Raw genomic sequence first — 18,819 nt, 5'->3', positions numbered from 1 at the left:
TTCCTTCAACAATACCCGTCTCGTTTAAACAAGAAATCCCGATGTTCGCATCGGGATTTCTTGTTTTAGTGTTAAAACGTTGGGTCTTGTGGGGTATTGGGATTATTATCTCTTTCTTGGAAAGGATAAGGAAAGAAATTCCGTTTTCGATCGGCCAAAGGCTGATTAAACCTTCTCATGTCCTCAAGCTTTAAACCCGACATAAAAAGCTCGATACAACGGTGTTTATAAATCAATGCCAACAGTTGCGCCTGTGTGTACGAACCTGACAATGCTGGCAAAGCCGCGCCTACTCCAAATGAATCTGTACTTCCCTGTTTTGTGATCACTTTGTTTAACTCTATCAAACTATTACTCAGATCTGGGCTTGCTTGTCGGGCGTAGGCCTCAGCTTTAATCAAGGTTATTTCACCCGCTAAAAATATTGGATACACAGTAAACGTTGCCGCACCAAAGCCATTTATCCGAACGGTTGTATTGATTACCGTATAAAACGGAATACGTTTATCATTTGCATCAGGAATATTTGTACCAGTTAAGCCCAAATTGATATTGCTAGGTTGAACCACGTTATTTGTAGAAGTAGCAATCTCAAAAATTGGATTCAAGTTTTGTGCATCATAATTAAAACCAGCTCTTTTAGCGATACTTAAATCTACCTGATTAGCCGTGCTTAATGCCAAGGCGTAATCACCTAAAAAAAGCGCATATCGAGCTTTCAAAGCATAAAGCGTATTTTGAATATCAAATCCCGCCGGAATATTACTCAAAAAAGACGTGCTAATTGCATTGGCAGATATGGCTGCTAAAGCGTTGTCAATTACTGAAATCGCTTTGCTATAGCCCTGCGCCCGGGGCATGAATGTTACATTTTGTCCGGTACCGGTTGGGACGTTTTCCCAATATTCGGATAAATTACCCAACGCCAAGGCTTTAAAGATACTGGCATGCGCTATTAAACCCGAAGCATAATTTTTATCGGCTAAATTTGCCGCATTGGTAATTACATTATCGGCATCGTAAATAATCTTATTCGCACCTGTCCATACGTTTAAAAGAATGGTATTGGTACCATCTACTAGTGTTCCACCAGCAGCCAATCTTTCTTCTGCTGTATTTCCGGAGTTGATAGAAATTAATTCGTTAGTAGTTAATCCATTTAAGGACATACTTGCATACAACAAACCGGGCCTTGTAGTAGAGTAGCTTTTTTGCAAGCCTACCGTTACTCCGGTTAATCCTTTTGCCGAATTTAAAACATCGCTTGCGGTTGCTGCATTGGGATTTAGGTATTCTTTTTTACAGGCCAATACAGCGGTTAATGTGACAAAAACCAGCATGCAACGGGTATATAGTGATTTTGAATTTTTCATAACAATTACTTTTAAATTAGAACCTCGCTTGTAAACCTATAGAATAAGTACGCGGAATTGGGACCGAGCCAAAATCGATATTCCTTAGAATAGTCGACTGCCCACCAGAGTTTAATTCCGGGTCGTAGCCTTTGTAATTATCCCATGAAACCAAATTTCGTCCACTTAAATTAACCGTTAAATTTTTGATGAATTTTACTTTGCCAATGTTGTAGCTTAACGAAATCTCCCTCAGTTTAACAAAAGAACCATCATCAATACGCCATTCTTCGATATTATAATTCCCCAAAACATATCCCCTTGGCACCTCACCTAAATCTTCTGCCTGCGCTACCATACCATTACCAACTCCTTGACGGGTTCTCCAATCGGCATTCCAAACATCGCCTCCTTGAACCACATCTAATTGTACGTGCAAGCTCAGTTTTTTATAACTAAAATCGTTTACAAATGAACCGGTATAATCTGGATTTGGATCACCTATCACTTTCCTTAAGACCGTACCAGTTGGTTGACCAGATGCATCGCGTTGCGTGGTATACGTAGTTGCAGATGTTTGCACCCCTCTTTCTGTTTGCGGAATTCCGGCTGCATTGGTTAAAATACTTCCATCCGCATTGCGGGCGAAAAACGTACCGTAGAACACCCCAACAGGATATCCATCGGTAATTGAAACTGGAGCCCCAGCATTGGTCGAGAGTAAACGTTGCGCTCCCGATCCTTCAATGGTATTTCTATTGCGATTATAAATCAAGGTAGAAGTCCAGCTAAAATTTTGGGTTTTAACAGGTACGCCTGTCAACATTAATTCTATCCCTTTATTTTTTAATGTCCCACCAATGTTATCCAAAAGACTTGAAAAGCCCGTAGTAGGTGCAACAACTACACTTAACAATAAATCGTTTACTTTTTTATTATACCAGCTAAAGGTTAAACCTAAACGATTATTAAGAAAAGACATATCTGTTCCTATCTCTAATTCTTTTTGACGTTCAGGCTTTACGTCGGTATTGGCTAAAGTTGCACTCGATGTTAACGTTGTTTTGCTATTTAATGCGCTTGGGCTATATACATTAAAGCGATCATAAGCACCAATACCTGTTAAATTACCCGATTCGCCATACGCGGCTCTAACTTTAAATGCGTTCCACCAAGAACTCAGGCCCGAATCTTTCCAATAATCAGCCGATGATAAAACATAACTTACATTGGCTTTTGGATAAAACTGAGTACGATTGCTTTCTCCAAATACCGTCGACTGATCTACACGAATTGCTCCGGTCACAAATAAATGGTCTTTATATTTAAAGTTTTGTTGCAAATAAGCACCGCTAATCGAAAATTCTGAACGTGAATCGACATTTGGCAATACAGTACTAGCGGCATTCACCGTTTCTGCAAAAGGCGCTAAACCCCTTCCGTTTAATAGGCTATATAAATCTTTTTGATATTGATATGATCCACCCAATTGCGTGGTAGAACTTAATTGCGAGCTCAATTTAGCATCATATGTAAAATTCAACTCATTGTTAAACAACGTTGTGGTAGCGTTAGCGGCACTAGCATACCCGTTTAATGAAGGATCTAAAGTTGGACCTCCTCCATAAAACCCGGTACTTACGTTATAGGCAAAAGGTGGGATAAACGTAGTCCCATTTAAAATGGTATTATCAACCCCCATTAAATAATCGACGGTTAAATTTTTTACAGGCGTTAACTTTAATCCAGTGTTGGCGATGACCCGATTTGAAAACTGCCTTTGTTTAATATCTTCAATAACAGAAACCGGGTTAACACGTCCGCGTTCTCCAACTGCTTTTAAGTTACCCAATGCATCTCTGGCAAATATATCGTGAAAGTTCCCGATAATGGTTACCGAATTCATGGGAGAGAAAAATGAGTTTCCATCAGGTTTTTCATCTGCATCGCTATGAACGTAATTGAACCCTACCGTTAATTTTGCCCAATCAGTAATTTTTTGATCTAAATTGGCGCGAAAGTTCATTCTGGTAAAATTGGTGTTCTTAATTATCCCTTGATTGGAAAAATAGCCTGCAGAAGTATAAAACTTGGTATTATCGGTTCCTCCGGAAACAGAAATTGAGTTATCAGTTCCAACTCCGGTTCGAAATATGTAATCCTGATAATTATAGCGCGTTACTGCCGTTTTATCCGTTCGCAAAACTGCAGGTGTGTTCGGCGTTAAAACAACGGTTTGAATGATATCTTGCGTAAAAGTATCAACAGAGCCTCCAAATTTAATTGGCGCCTGATTCACATCAATCTGCTTGCGTAGCTCGCTAATAGTAAAGCTAGTATTAAAACTTACTTGAGGTTCTCCGGTTTTCCCGCGTTTAGTAAAGATTTGAATTACACCTGCGTTAGCCCTCGAACCGTAAATAGCGGCTGCCGCAGCACCGTTTAACACTTCCATGTGATCAATATCTGCCGGATTAATATCAACCATCCTGTTTTGGCCTATATTTCCAACAAAATTACCCCCATCATAATTACCCGAGGTATTGGTTACCCGCGTGGTTGAATTGTTTACAATTACTCCATCAATAATGTACAAAGGTTCAGATGATGAGTTTACAGAACTAACGCCACGCAAGCGCACACTGATACCACCAGCCGGATCACCCGAATTTTGACTAATCTGTGCGCCCGGTGTTTTTCCTTGTAAAGAGGCTAGTGCATTGCCACTTGGTGCTTTATTGAGGTCATCGCCTTTTACAGTACTCACATAACTACCCAGCTGTTTCCGTGTAGTTCCTTGCGAAGTACCCGTTACAATTACCTCATCTAAACCAACAGCATCAACATCCATCGCAGCATTTAATTGAACTTGCGTACTACCTGTTAAATTAGCCGTTTGTGTAAGCGTTTTAAAGCCGATGTAAGAAAATTGAATTTGATATTGACCTGTGGGAAGATCTACAGAAAAGGCATAGGAACCTTCGGCATTGGTAGAAGTAGCAAAATTGGTATTTAAGATTTTAACAACGGCGCCAGGAATAGGGTTTTTCCCGGAAGCTTCCGTTACTTTACCATTGAGACTAAACCGTTTGTTTTGAGCTTTTGCATCTCGCGAAAACGAGCATATTAGCAACGGAATCATCAAAATTAAGAGAAATCGTGATGACCATTTTTGGTAATTTTTTTCCATAAAGTTTGTTTAAATTAGTTAGTAGTCGACAAGATAAACACGCAAATCCATGCAACACAAATCGTTAGCACACTCTAATTTGAACAAATTATTTTACATTTCAACACAAAAAAAGAAAAGTTTTTATCAAAAATCGGCAAGAACCTGCAAAATAATGCAGCGGCAAGATTAACATCAAAAACACGTAATAATTTACTTTTTCAACTTTAGCCCGGCAAGCTTATTTTCCCCATACAAATAGCAGGAACGCCTTGCCTATTTCCAAAATGAATGGGCTCACCACACAGGGTTTCATTGGCCAAGACCGCAAATAAAACCGCTTCCTTTGCATCTGGATTTATTTCCAAATCGTCCGTTGTTAAAAATGTTGAATGCGGTAATTTTGCCCTCAATAAAGCGGTTAGCAAAGGATTATGCATTCCCCCACCACTCATAAAAATATGTGCAACTGCATTTTCGCCAAAACATCTTTTAATTGCCTGCGCAATCGTTTCAGCTGAAAAATGACAGAGCGTGGCCATTACATCTTCTTTTTTAAGATCTACTGTGGCTGATTTTTCTTGCGCATCCTTTAAATAATCGAGGTTAAACAATTCGGGACCAGTAGTTTTTGGAAAGGCCAGATCAAAAAAATCGCAATCGAGTAAAACAGCCAATAATTCGGCATTTAATGTGCCCTTTGATGCGATTGAGGCATTTTTATCGTAAAATTGATTAAAATATTTCAACACATATTGATCCATTAACGTATTTCCAGGACCCACATCGGAAGAAAAAATTTCAGCAGCATCTAAATTTCCAGGCAGGTAGGTGAAATTGGCAATGCCTCCGATATTGAGCATGATTCTATTTTCATTTTCTTTTGAAAATAATAAATAATCGCCGTAAACGGCTAAAGGAGCTCCTTCTCCGCCCGCTGCGAGATGTTTTTGTCTAAAATCAGAAAGCGTAATAATACCTGTTTTTACCGCGATATGATCACCATCACCAATTTGCAAGGTTCCATTTGGGTACGCTTCCATTTGATGTAAAGATTTAGGCGCATGAAAAATTGTTTGTCCGTGGCTGGCTATAAAATCAATTTCTTCGTTTTTGTATCCCCATTCGCTTAAGGTATCGTTAATTAATTGCGCATGCACTTCGGCAATGTGCTCATTCATTAAACAAACCAATTGTAAATCTGCATCCCTTCTAGAAAAAACTGCTTTAACCTTGGCTCTATAATCATCCGTATAACCCGCGGTTTTAAATTCACGTATTTTTATCTCGGTTTCGGCACCAAATCCGCTTACGGCACAAAGGGCAATATCCAAGCCATCCATGGATGTTCCACTCATTAAGCCAATAATTAACCGCTCTTTTTTATTCGATTTTTGAAAAAGTTGCTGGAGTTGATTGTTCATAGAAAAAAAATTTACAGTTAAACAAGCGTTTGACTAAATGCTTTTACCTCGATTTAAAAAATACTGGCAATAAAAGTAAAGAACCTTTATTATATATTGAGCATAACTCTCTATATTTACTGCTCCGTACATTAAAATCCATAAAAAAAAATGGCTAGATTAAATTTACTGGAGGAGACACGTTTCGAGAAATTACCCGTTACCGTGTTCGAAAATCCAAAAATTGCTTCGATTAATGTGGCGCATAGAATTGCCAACCTCATTAAAACAAAACAAGCAAACAACGCACCTGCAGTACTGGGCTTAGCAACAGGTGTTACTCCAATTGCAGTTTATTCTGAACTTGTTCGACTGCACAAAGAAGAGGGTTTAAGTTTTCAAAATGTAATTACGTTTAACTTGGATGAATACTATCCTATGCAGCCAACTTCGGCGCAGAGTTACGTAACATTTATGAACGAAAACCTGTTCGATCACATCGATATTAAAAAAGAAAACATTCACATCCCGGATGGAACACTTGCTTTGGAAGATATTCCGGCATTCTGTTTAGATTACGAAAAGAAAATTGGTGATTTAGGGGGATTGGATATTCAAATTTTGGGTATCGGACGTACCGGTCACATTGGTTTTAACGAACCAGGTTCGGCACCTAACTCAGGTACGCGTTTGGTTACGTTAGACGACCTTACACGTAGAGATGCCGCTAGAGATTTCGGTGGAAAATCTTTTGTTCCTACAAAAGCCATTACCATGGGAATTGGCACCATTTTTAAAGCCAGAGAAATTATTCTAATGGCTTGGAGCCGCAAAAAAGCTTCTATCATTAAAAAAGCGGTTGAAGGTGAAATTTCTGGCGATGTTCCAGCAACGTTTCTACAACTATCGGATAATGTAGAATTTATTTTAGATACTCCTGCGGCATCTGAATTAACCCGCTACAACACTCCTTGGTTAGTAAAAGATTGTGTATGGACCGACAAACTTATCCGCAAAGCGGTTATTTGGTTGGCAAACACCTTACAAAAACCTATTTTAAAACTTACTGAAGACGATTATAACAACAATGGTATGGCACAACTGGCTACTGAAAAAGGGCCTGTTTACAATATCAACATCGATATCTTCAACAAATTACAACACACTATTACGGGTTGGCCGGGTGGTAAGCCAAATGCCGATGATAGCCAACGTCCTGAAAGAGCAGAACCTGCAAAAAAACGTGTAATTATTTTTTCACCACACCCGGATGATGATGTAATTTCGATGGGTGGTACATTTTTACGTTTAGTAGATCAAAAACACGATGTGCATGTGGCGTATCAAACTTCGGGTAATACCGCCGTTTGGGATGATGATGCTTTACGTTTCGTTGAATTCAATGTAGATTTCACCGAAAAAATGGGCCTTGATAATACAAAGCTGAAGGAACTTTATAACAATATGCGTTCGTTCATATCAACCAAACAACCTAATCAGGTAGATACCCGCGAAATTCAAACCGTTAAAGGTTTAATTAGAAAAGGTGAGGCAATTGCCGGAGCGCGTTACGTTGGTTTATCAGACGATCATATCCATTTTCAAGCACTTCCGTTCTACGAAAGTGGTAAGGTTCAAAAAAATCCGGTTACAGATGCCGACATTGTGTTAACCATGGAGCTTTTACAACAAGTAAAACCGCATCAGGTTTATGCCGCAGGCGATTTTGAAGATCCACACGGCACACACATTGTTTGTTTCAACATTATTTTAGAAGCACTTAAACGTTTACGTAAAACGGAAGAATGGGCAAAAGATTGTTGGTTATGGATGTATCGTGGTGCTTGGCACGAGTTTGAAACACACGAAATTGAAATGGCAGTTCCAATTTCTCCACAAGAACTAGAACGCAAAAAATACGCGATTTTTAAACACCAAAGTCAAAAAGACCGTGCTGTTTTCCCTGGCGATGATGCACGAGAATTCTGGCAACGTGCTGAAGACAGAAATCGCGATACCGCAAAAGCGTATGATGCATTAGGTTTAGCAGAATACGAAGCAATGGAAGCTTTTGTAAGGTGGAAATTTGAAGATTAATTTTTCTTCAACCTCCCTAAAAAACCCTTTTTGGTTAATTCCAAATAGGGTTTTTTATTATTTAAACCTACTTAATCCTTAAAGCTAGATGTCTGGGTTAGTTTCTTTTGCTATGCACGAACGTATTCAAGTTATCTTTCAGAAATTGGTTCGCGATTTTAATTTCTTTTATTTCGAATTAAATAGCTTACAATTTATATTTTTACTGAACCGAATATAAAAAATAGCCTAATCATATGAAATTAATTCAAACCATGCGTTGGTATGGTCCTACAGACATTGTTAGCCTTACAGATTTGGCTCAAGCAGGCTGTGAAGGAGTTGTTACCGCGCTACACCACATTCCGGTAGGTGAAGTATGGAGTGTTGAGGAGATACAAAAAAGAATCGACGAAATTGAAAAACACAATCTTGTTTGGAGTGTTGTTGAAAGCTTACCTGTACATGAAGACATTAAAAAAAGAGCCGGAAACTATCGCACTTATATCGACAATTATAAAGTCAGCTTAAAAAATCTGGCAGAGTGTGGCATCAAAGTTATTACCTACAACTTTATGCCGGTGTTGGATTGGATGCGCACTAATTTAGCCTACGAAACCAGCACAGGTGCTCTTGCACTTCGTTTCGAAAAGACTGCTTTCATTGCTTTCGATTTATTTTTATTGAAAAGACCCAATGCCGAGCTTGATTATAACAGCGAAGAAATTGAAAAAGCAACCCAATATTTCAACAGCCTAACAGAAGAGGCTAAAACTCAATTAAAATGGAATTGTTTACAAGGCTTACCGGGTAGTAAAGACCACTTTACGCCAGAACAGGTTTTGGCCTTGCTAGATGGTTTTAAAGGCATCACCGCAGAAATTTTAAAAGAAAATCTGACTAAATTCCTTTCAGAAATCACTGTAATCACCGACCAGTTTGATATGCAAATGGCTATTCACCCTGATGACCCTCCTTATCCGATTTTAGGTTTACCAAGGATTATGAGTACTGAGGCGGATGCACAATACATTATTGATAAAGTTCCAGCAAAATCGAATGGTTTTTGTTTTTGCAGTGGTTCATTCGGGGCTCGCCCGGATAATGATTTACCAGGCATGATTGAGCGTTTAGGTTCAAGAATACATTTCTTACATCTTAGAAGTACACAAAGAGATGAGGAAGGTAATTTCTATGAAGCTAATCACTTAGAAGGCAATGCCGATATGTTTAGCATTATGAAAGGTGCTATCAATCTAATGCGTAAAGAAAACAGGTCTATTCCAATGCGTCCCGACCATGGCCATCAGATGATGGATGATATCGGTAAAGATCCTTATCCAGGATATTCTGCCATAGGCCGTTTAAAAGGTTTGGCCGAATTACGTGGACTTGAATTGGGTATCCGAAAAACGTTATACGGGGAATAAATACTAAGAAGGCGCAATAGATACATTTTGCGCCTTTTTTCTTTTAGCTGAATGCGACTTCTTTCTCTGTTGATTGGCGTTCTACCAAGGTAGGATGAAGAACCACCTGCTGTATATTTTTATACGGATCTTCTTGTGCAATCATCTTCAAAAACAACTTTGCACATTCACACCCCATGTCGTTCGGGTGTTGATCAATGGTGGATAAATTTGGGCTCAAGTATGCTGAAAATGCTTCGTTCGCGAATCCAATCACCCCAACTTTCGGAGGAGTTTCGTTAATTTCTTTTAATTTTTTGATGGCGCCAAGGGCTGTAAAATCATCTCCGGCAATAATTGCATCAGGTTTATGCTTCGCGCGCATTAATTTAGCTGCGCCAAAACGTCCGTCTTTAATGGACAATCCCCCAAAAATGATGTTCTCTTCTATTACCGGAAGCTGGTGTTTTTGTAATGCCGCCTTATACCCTTGCAAACGATCTTCGAATAGTTTAATTTGATGAACGGTAGTAATAAATGCAATGTTTCTATAGCCTTGGTTTATTAAATGTTCGGTAGCCATAAAACCTGCAGCAAAGTCATCTAAGGTAACCGTTGGAACCTTTAAATCGTGCTTCACGCGGTCAAATAAAATAAGGGGTTTATTCTGCTTCACAATTTCCTCGAAATGCGCAGCATCCTCCGTTTCCAAAGACATCGAGGCCATAATGCCATCCACCTGCGCTTCCAGGAGCGTTCTTACGCCGTTGATTTCATTCTCTACCGATTCGTTTGACTGATACAAAATAACGCGATAGCCTTTATCCTTAAGCCCCTCTTCAATGCTATGAATAATGGATGCAAAAAAATGTGCTTGCACACTGGGTACAATTACACCTATAATGTGTGTTTTTCCTGATTTTAAGGCCGAAGCTAAACGATTTGGGCTATAATCTAATCTCTTTGCCGTTTCCAATACTGCCTTTTTTGTGGCTTCGCTTATCGCAGGGAAGCCGCTCAATGCTCTTGACACCGTTGATACGGTTATATTCAACTCCTTGGCAATATCGTATATCGTGGTTTTCTTTTTCAATATTTTAATTCAATCGATTGCTTAGCACAAATTTATACTTTAATAATGATATTCTTTTTGTACATAAAGTATAACAACACATAAAATCCAAGCACATAACTAACAGCCCATACCAGAGAAGCATTGATCGGTGAAAAATAAGGCTGATAACAAGTGGCGTAAAACTTCACCAATAAAGGCGTTTTGGTTCCATCAGAATTGCTTAATTGAATCATATTCAGCACACGCGGCATTAGACCCGCTAGAAAGAATACAGTTATGGCATTTACACCATAAACCACAAAGGGGGTTGTAAACTTTTTGTAGCCTTGTACATCAATTAACCAATAGCAGAGGGCGAGACCTATGGAGGCCAATCCTCCGGTATACAGCACGAATGAACTGGTCCATAACGATTTATTAATAGGAAATTGCAAATCCCAAATCAACCCGGCCATCACACTTAAAGTGCCAACCGCAAACAACCATGCTACTTTTGTTGGATTATCAACATCCTTTCTGCGCATCCATATGCCTACTAGTATACCAAACAAACAAGTTCCTACAGCCGGTAGTGTACTTAATACGCCTTCTGGATCCCAGGTTTTAGACGAGGCCCAGATATGCGCCTCTGTTAATATTCCTCTATCTATCCAAGCAGCTAAGTTTGTTTCCTTTTCCAAATTGGCAAAACCTACACCCGGAACCGGAACAAAGATCATTAAGGCCCAATACACCACCAAAATCGCTACTAGAGCTTTGAAAATCGTTTTATTTGAAGTCTTCAAAAAAACAATGCTACTAACGATGAAAACAATACCAATCCGTTGAAGGACTCCCAATAAACGAACCGTTTGAAATGCCGTGCTAGGATTGTTAATTAATTTTGAGAAAATGGCTAGGAAAAACCCTAAGAAATATAAAATAAGTCCTCTTTTAAGGGCTTTAATGATTACTTTTTTATGTGTGGAAGAATCTTCCTTACTCGTACCCATTGCAAAAGCAATGGAAACACCTACAATCCACAAAAAGAAAGGGAAAATTAAATCGGTCGGGGTGCAACCATTCCATTCGGCATGTTCTAATGGCGCATAAATATGTCCCCAACTACCCGGATTATTAACTAAAATCATAGCTGCTACGGTGAGTCCGCGAAAGACATCAAGAGAGAGCAGCCGTTGTTTGGATGAATTCATTTATAAACGACTTTTTATCCAAAATAAGGTATTTCAAGTATAAACTGAAATAATTTTGCCTGATAAACATGCGAATCGCTCCTAAGCCTTTGCATGATAAAAGAATACCCTGTCTTGGTGTAGAAGACAGGGTACTTTTTTATTATTTTTTCATGGGTTCAATTAATTCAATTGTTCCATCGGCTTTATGATTCAGTTCGGTTACTTTTATGTTTCTTAAATGTGTTTTGTTTGATAATTGGGTGTCATGATAAAAAATATACCATTTCCCTTTTACCTCAATAATTGAGTGATGTGTTGTCCAGCCTTGAACCGGATTCATAAAGGTTCCCTGATAGGTAAAAGGTCCGTATGGGGTGTCTCCGATGGCAGAAGCTAGGAAATGCGTGTCACCCGTTGAATAGGTAAAGTAGTATTTTCCGTTATACTTATGCATCCAAGCTCCTTCAAAAAATCGACGGTCGTGGTCTTTGGTTAAAAGTGGCTTTCCTTGTGGGTCTAAAATAACAACATCCTTCGCGGTACCTTCCAGGCTCAACATATCTTTGCTTAATTTAGCTACTTTGGCTGTTAGTGCAGGTTCATCTTCCTTTCCAGAATCAGTTTTTGAGCCATTTGCATCGTAGGTTCCGTTCTTCCAGCGCTGTAACTGCCCCCCCCAAATACCTCCGAAATATATATACGTACTGCCATCGGCATCGGTAAATACAGCAGGATCTATGCTAAAAGCTCCATCCATTGGCTTTGGCTCCGCTTTAAACGGTCCTTCAGGTTTCTTAGAAGTAGCAACACCAATTCTAAACACATCTTCCTTATCTTTCAATGGAAAATACAAATAATACGTTCCATCTTTAAAGGCTACATCAGGTGCCCAAAGTTGGCGTCCAGACCAAGGAATATCTTTTACACTCAAAGCAACCCCGTGATCCGTCACTTTACCGTTAATACTATCCATGCTTAAAATGTGGTAATCACGCATATCAAAATGATCGCCATTATCATTCTCCTTTACGCCCGACTCAACATCGTGAGAAGGATAAATGAATATTTTACCATCGAAAATATGCGCAGATGGATCCGCGGTATAAATTTCGGTTATTAATGGTTGAGACAAATATTTTGCTGCTTGGCTGGTATCGCTGCTGCTGGCCTCCGCTTCATTTTTGGCATTTTTAGCTTGCATACAAGCTGTTGTAGCCATTACACCCGATAATATTAACAGGCTCGAAAGATTTTTAACATTGTAACGCATATTTTGAACTATTGGTTTAATTTTTATTTCCTATTGCTTTTTTATTCATTCATTGGGGCCTAAATAACTTGGTTTCACGCCCCCTAAATCGAGTACGAGCTTTTGCAAAACCACACCCGGACTTACCATCCAGTATTTTAAGGTATGTGCCCCGGCTTGATCAAAACTTAATCTCGCTTTTAGTATTTTTATATTGTTGGCCACCGAATTTCCCCAGGCATGCTCCGATTGAAATGGAGTGCTGATGTTTAAGATTTGTGGCTCTTGATTATCAACCGATACGGCAAATTTTAATCCATTGGTATTTGTAAAATCAATTGTCGGCGACACATAGCTGAGTAAATCGTACGTTCCGGCATCGTTCACAAATATTTCATAGGTTAAATGAGGACTTGTAGCACTCAGTTTTTGTTCTGGTGATGTTACCGGAATAGGCATTACCCCGCCAACTGTTTTGCCATAATTGGGGATGATTTTCCAGCCAATGTCACGAGAGCCATTTGCTTTGGAATAATGCGGTGCTTCCATGGCCATGTATCCACTCTGGGCAACAAATGTTTTTCTATCAACATCTTCAAAACGGTTGTCTAGCGCTATGGGAAATATTATTTTACTGCCATCGCTTCCTTCTACACGGATTTCGGCTATTGTTTTGTTTTTTGGGGCTTTTGCCCAATTGATAGAAAGCTGAATGCGTTGTTCAGCTATAATCTGCCCTTCTTTTTGCTCCAAAAAAACATAATCGGGTGCTTTAATCCGATACTTTATGGAACCCGTACCCTTTGCAAATAATTCAATGTAATGTGCTTGTTGAGTTTGTACTGAAAAAGCGGGAAGTACTTGATTCACTTTTGCCTTACCTATCCAACAAGAGTCTGAGCCTTCTATTGCCAAGCCTAACTGAGCTTTTGTGGGGCTAAGGAGGTATGTTTTTGGCATGCGATTACTATCAGGCTGTTGCCAAGACGTATACCCAATATGCGTTTGATCCATCATATGATCCCATTTTCCGTTAGCAATCACTTTATTGTAACGATTGGTAATGTCCGAATCGCGTTTGTACAATGAATCGGCCTGATGTTTAAGCAAATTGGTTGAAACCCGGCCTTGTTTGGCGTACATTTTATTCTTGGCAACCGTAAAATATAATTCGTTTAAGTTTGCCGATGCCTCTACCGGATGCAAGACCAATTGATAATAGGCATCTTGTTGATTTTTTGGGATTTGATGATAAATAAAGTTTGCACGTTGTTCGATCAATTTATAATCACGCACCACCCGTTCAAATTCATGATAATTCACCAAACTATACGTGTTTTCGTTTAAAAGCTCAGGTTTTATCCGACCATTGTATTTTGAATACAAATCAATAATATCGGCAATTTCCAACGCATACTGCGCTCCAAACTGTTTTGTGCTCCAATCTACCGTAAACTGCTTGAGTTTCTCCGCAGGAATTGCCTCGGGTTGCCAAGCATAATCCAAAAAGAATTCGATAGGAAACTCCATTGGTTTTAAATCGCCCACGTTAACAATCCAAATTTGATTGGCACTGTATTCATACGCAAGATGCATTTGTTCCCATATTTTTTGAATGGGATTGGTGTTTATCCACTTATAATTTCGGGGGCCACCTACGTAATCGAAATGATAATAAATGCCATATCCCCCAGTTCTGGTTGCTTCATTCAATTTTGGCAGTTTACGAATATTGCCCCAGTTATCGTCGCATAACAAAAGTGTTATATCATCAGGAACGCGCATTCCTTTATCATAATAATCCTGTACCTCTTTGTACAGCGCCCACATTTGAGGCGTTTGGGATGCTGGTTTTTGGGTAACCTTCTCTATTATTTCGCGTTGATCTTTTACAATTCGTTCCAACAAAGCAGTTGCCGTGCCTTGTGTCATGGGTTCATCACCATCACCCCGCATACCAACCGTGATGATTTGTTCCTTATCGGCTACACGTTGAAGACCTGTTTCCCAAAAAGATTTTAATTGTGCTGCATTCTGATCATAATTCCATTTGCCTCCTTTAAAGCGTTTCCATTCGTCGTGCGCCCGACTTAAGGGTTCATGATGGGAGGTTCCCATCACTACACCATATTCATCGGCCTTTATTGGATTCAGTTTATCATCGTCGTTAAATGCGCTGCCCCACATGGCCGGCCACAAGTAATTGCCCTTTAAACGCAAAATAAGCTCAAAAACTTTCTCGTAGAACTGGTGGTTGAAACCTCCAAATTCTTTTTTTGCCCATCCGGATAAAGCAGGCGCTTCATCGTTTAAGAATATGCCTCTGTATTTTACAGCGGGAGATGCTATCACGTGTTTACCAGGAAGTACAAACAGGGCATTACTGGTTTTAACGGGTACATCGGCCCAGTAATACCAAGGCGAAACGCCCATTTGATAACTGATTTCGTATATCCCATAAATGGTTCCGCGTTTATCGCTCCCTGCAACTACCAATGCGGAGTCGACGCCGTTGATAGGGCTTTTTATAACCTGAATGAGCGTACTTTCCCATTTACCTGCAATGCCCGCAACATTAATTTTGTTTTCTTTAATTAATTGATCGATAATTTTACTCTTTCCTATTGTGCCGATGATAACGGCCATTTTTGCGGTTTTATCAATTGATAATTCAGGCAATGTCCCGGTTACCTTTTGTAAATCGTTTTGAAAATCTTTTGTCGCCCGCAACACCCCGGGCCATTCGTTATTGCTAACAACAATCGTAGATACCTTTCCATTACTTGCCAAAGGAAAACTGCCCGGAATAAATTTCTTGGCAACTATTGGATCCATACCTGCGGCAAAACAAAGGCTTGAAAGGGCTACTAATACACTTACTAAAGATAGTCGCATCACGTAATCGGTTGTTAAAATATATTGCGCCTAAGCAGGTTGAATTACGATACTAATTCGAATTAAAAACCATCCGTATAGCGTGGCGGTTTACAGGTTTTATTTATGGCTCTCCTATTTGGCTAGACCAAAGTAGCGGAAATTTTATAAAATTGCAATCGGTTGCATAAAATTTTATAAAATATATTTTTTTTCCAGTTGAGATAGAGCCTATTTGCTACTTACGCTGTAAAATAAACCTGATGGAAATGAGCACGGAGTGTAACGAAGTAAAATGAACAGCAGGCCGGGTTTTGCCACGAACTACCATCCTTTCATTTTCTACCCCTTTTAAAACAAAAAAAGATTCAACATCGCTGCTGAATCTTTCTTTATTATTTTGCAAGTGGCATTTCTATGCCTACTGGCCCGCTTGGTTCACTTTCGTTCTTGAGGCGATCGAGGGCTGTTACCAAATAGTTATAGCGTTTGCCGGGTTGCGCACTGGTATCGATAAAAGAAACATAGTCTTCGAAACACATTCTAACAATATTTTTTGGATCGAGTGTGCTTATCTTTTCTCCTTCATCGAAACGATAGATGACATAACCAGAGGCGGTCTCATTATCGCTGGCTCTTTCTGGCGTCTGCCATTTTAAATGTACTCCTTCTTTTAAAACGGTTGCAGTAAATTGGCGTGGGGCATTTGGAGGTACTTCATCTATCCATGGCATTTGAGGTGGCAATGCCGGGTATTTATAAAAATCGGCCTTTAGTGAATCACTCAGTACTTTGGCAACCGTACTTAAGGATTTTGAAGAGAAATACACACTGCCTTGAATGCGGTTGTTATTACGAATGTACCGCAGCTGATTTGGCATTTCGGATAAATTTCTCCAGGCTTGCTCTGCTTTTGAATTCACTAAGTAAGCGCCCATTCCAACATACACATGGCGGCCGTAGCTGTTATTGCTCCACCAGTCTACCAAATTGGCAAATGGAGCTGCTCTACGACTAAATGTAAAGTAAATTTGCGGATTGATGTAATCTACCCATCCTTCTTTTACCCATTTACGACTATTGGCATATAATTCGGCATAATTTGATAAGCCGCTGCTCACAGAACCTTCAGGGTCTTCCGATTTATTACGCCAAATGCCGAATGGACTAATTCCAAATTTGACATATTTTTTATAGTGATGAATACTATCTGTTAGTTCTTTAATTAAAATATCCACGTTGTTTCTTCTCCAATCTTTAATGTCGGAGAAATTATTGGGATACTTATAAAAGGTTTCTCCGTCGTTTATTCTTTGGCCATCTATTGGATATGGATAAAAATAATCATCGAAATGAATACCATCTACATCATAGCCTTTTACCACATCTAAAATAACTTGCACAATATAATCGCGCACTTCGGGAATACCCGGATCAAATTGTTTCTGCCCACCATAGGTGAAGAACCACTCAGGGTGTTTTTTGGTAATATGCGTATTACTAAATATAGTATTGGCGCTCATGCTGGCGCGATAAGGATTGAACCATGCGTGCAATTCCATCCCGCGTATATGTGCTTCTTTAATAGCAAATTCTAATGGATCGTAGCCAGGTGCCGGCGCTAGGCCTTGTTTGCCCATTAACCAGGTACTCCAAGGTTCGCGAGATTTCGCATAAAAAGCATCTGCGGCCGGTCTCACTTGCAACATAATGGCGTTCATGCCTTGTTGGTGATGATTCTCTAAAATATTTACCAGCTCTTTCTTTTGCTGCTCGATGGTTAAGCCCGGACGAGAGGGCCAATCAATGTTGGTAACGGTAGCTATCCAAACTCCGCGAAATTCTCTTTTTGGTGCAATTTTTGAAGTTGTTTGGCCGTGCAATAAAATGGGCGCAAAAATAACCGTTAAAATGACGTTGAGTAGGGTTTTTAGCATATTTTTTGTTTTTGTTCAGAAAGTTGTACGTATTTAAATACAAAATGAATTTATTAGAAAACGTTTTTTATTAAAAAGCTATATAAGTTTAATAAAAATTTTAATTTGCGGTTTAATTAATTTTCTAACGTTAACCATTTACCTATGGATGCAAAGTTATATTAATTGAAAGATACATTGTAATAAAAATGGAATCAAAAGACATCCGTAAAGGCGACAGAAACAAAATCTACTTCCTAGTGCTTGTTATTGCCGCTTTAGTTGGCATGAATGTTTATTTAATTTTTAAAAATCGGCAACAAAGTTCACGTTTCGTTTCTGTAAATACGGAAAAAGACAAGTTACACTTGGAAGTTGAAAAGATAGAGGTAGAACTAGACAAAGTGAATGCGCTGAACCTCGATTTGAACGAAAATTTACGCAAAGAACAAGAAGAGGCTCGTATAGAAATTAATCGTTTAAAAGCAGAGCTTAAAAAGAATACCTTAACTGTTGCTGAACTTGAAAAGGCAAAAGAAAAAATTAAGAGACTTCAGTCTTTTGTAAAGCGATATAATGAAGAAATTATACAGTTACAACAAGAGAATTTGGTCTTAAGAATAGGCCGAGATAGCTTGGAAAATACAGTCAAGAGCATTAAAAATAAAGCTGCCGATTTGGAGAATGAGAATGTATCGCTGAACTCAAAAATTAAAAAAGCAGCACGCTTAAAAATTGAAAAGGCCAGTGTACTTGCCTTCAGAACCAAATCAAATGGCCGCCCTTCAGAAGTTACACGCTCTTCTACAGCCGAAAAGCTAAGCGTGCGCTTTACCATTATCCCGAATTCAATTGCTGAAAAGGGTCTGCATAACATCTACTTACGTGTTTTTGATCCGGCAGGAAATTTAATCCTAGCCAATGAAGAAAGTCGTTTTGAAGCAGAGGGACAAACCATGCAATTCAGCCACTCTATCTTTATTAATTACAATGATGATGAGAGCACCTATATTATTGACTGGACCAACCCACAACCTTTTATCAAAGGTATTTATACCGTTATTTTATACGCCGACGGAGCTAGCATTGGCAAAGCCCAAATTGAGTTAAAATAAATCTTG

At 39.2% G+C, this 18,819-nt stretch carries 11 protein-coding genes; 3 read left to right on the top strand and 8 right to left on the bottom strand.

What is annotated here, in order from left to right:
* Window positions 1-71 precede the first annotated feature (71 nt).
* From ACJVDK_RS14325 to ACJVDK_RS14315, 3 genes are all read right to left on the bottom strand, one after another.
* Window positions 72-1,373 (bottom strand): RagB/SusD family nutrient uptake outer membrane protein, encoded by a 1,302-nt coding sequence (locus tag ACJVDK_RS14325; protein ID WP_443937352.1) that lies wholly within the window; start codon window positions 1,371-1,373, stop codon window positions 72-74.
* 16 nt (window positions 1,374-1,389) lie between these two features.
* Window positions 1,390-4,542, bottom strand: coding sequence for a SusC/RagA family TonB-linked outer membrane protein (locus ACJVDK_RS14320; RefSeq protein ID WP_443937351.1), 3,153 nt, complete (start codon window positions 4,540-4,542; stop codon window positions 1,390-1,392).
* Between the two features lie 206 nt (window positions 4,543-4,748).
* Window positions 4,749-5,945, bottom strand: coding sequence for an anhydro-N-acetylmuramic acid kinase (locus ACJVDK_RS14315; protein ID WP_443937350.1), 1,197 nt, complete (start codon window positions 5,943-5,945; stop codon window positions 4,749-4,751).
* Between the two features lie 150 nt (window positions 5,946-6,095).
* Between ACJVDK_RS14315 and nagB the strand changes: the two genes are divergently transcribed.
* On the top strand, window positions 6,096-8,021 hold the full coding sequence (nagB, locus tag ACJVDK_RS14310) for a glucosamine-6-phosphate deaminase (RefSeq protein ID WP_443937349.1): 1,926 nt from the start codon (window positions 6,096-6,098) through the stop codon (window positions 8,019-8,021).
* A 236-nt stretch (window positions 8,022-8,257) separates the two neighbouring features.
* Window positions 8,258-9,430, top strand: a complete 1,173-nt coding sequence (gene uxuA / locus ACJVDK_RS14305; protein ID WP_443937348.1) for a mannonate dehydratase — start codon at window positions 8,258-8,260, stop codon at window positions 9,428-9,430.
* A 43-nt stretch (window positions 9,431-9,473) separates the two neighbouring features.
* On the opposite strand, the gene ACJVDK_RS14300 is transcribed toward uxuA, so the two are convergent.
* The 5 genes from ACJVDK_RS14300 to ACJVDK_RS14280 form a co-directional block, all read right to left on the bottom strand.
* Window positions 9,474-10,502, bottom strand: a complete 1,029-nt coding sequence (locus tag ACJVDK_RS14300; protein WP_443937347.1) for a LacI family DNA-binding transcriptional regulator — start codon at window positions 10,500-10,502, stop codon at window positions 9,474-9,476.
* Window positions 10,503-10,534: 32 nt separating this feature from the next.
* Window positions 10,535-11,614 (bottom strand): acyltransferase family protein, encoded by a 1,080-nt coding sequence (locus tag ACJVDK_RS14295; RefSeq protein WP_443937346.1) that lies wholly within the window; start codon window positions 11,612-11,614, stop codon window positions 10,535-10,537.
* Between the two features lie 205 nt (window positions 11,615-11,819).
* Window positions 11,820-12,929, bottom strand: coding sequence for a glycoside hydrolase family 43 protein (locus ACJVDK_RS14290; RefSeq protein WP_443937345.1), 1,110 nt, complete (start codon window positions 12,927-12,929; stop codon window positions 11,820-11,822).
* Between the two features lie 45 nt (window positions 12,930-12,974).
* Complete coding sequence (locus tag ACJVDK_RS14285) at window positions 12,975-15,803, bottom strand: glycosyl hydrolase 115 family protein (protein WP_443937344.1); 2,829 nt, start codon at window positions 15,801-15,803, stop codon at window positions 12,975-12,977.
* A 374-nt stretch (window positions 15,804-16,177) separates the two neighbouring features.
* Window positions 16,178-17,719 carry a glycoside hydrolase family 10 protein gene (locus ACJVDK_RS14280; RefSeq protein WP_443937343.1) on the bottom strand — a complete coding sequence of 514 codons (1,542 nt, stop codon included), beginning with the start codon at window positions 17,717-17,719 and terminating at the stop codon, window positions 16,178-16,180.
* Window positions 17,720-17,907: 188 nt separating this feature from the next.
* On the opposite strand from ACJVDK_RS14280, the gene ACJVDK_RS14275 reads away from it, so the two are divergent.
* On the top strand, window positions 17,908-18,813 hold the full coding sequence (locus ACJVDK_RS14275; protein WP_443937342.1) for a hypothetical protein: 906 nt from the start codon (window positions 17,908-17,910) through the stop codon (window positions 18,811-18,813).
* Window positions 18,814-18,819: the final 6 nt, after the last annotated feature.

This window comes from Pedobacter paludisoli (assembly GCF_052344095.1).
Classification (GTDB): Bacteria; Bacteroidota; Bacteroidia; order Sphingobacteriales; family Sphingobacteriaceae; genus Pedobacter.
This window is presented reverse-complemented; position numbering and strand designations above follow the sequence as displayed.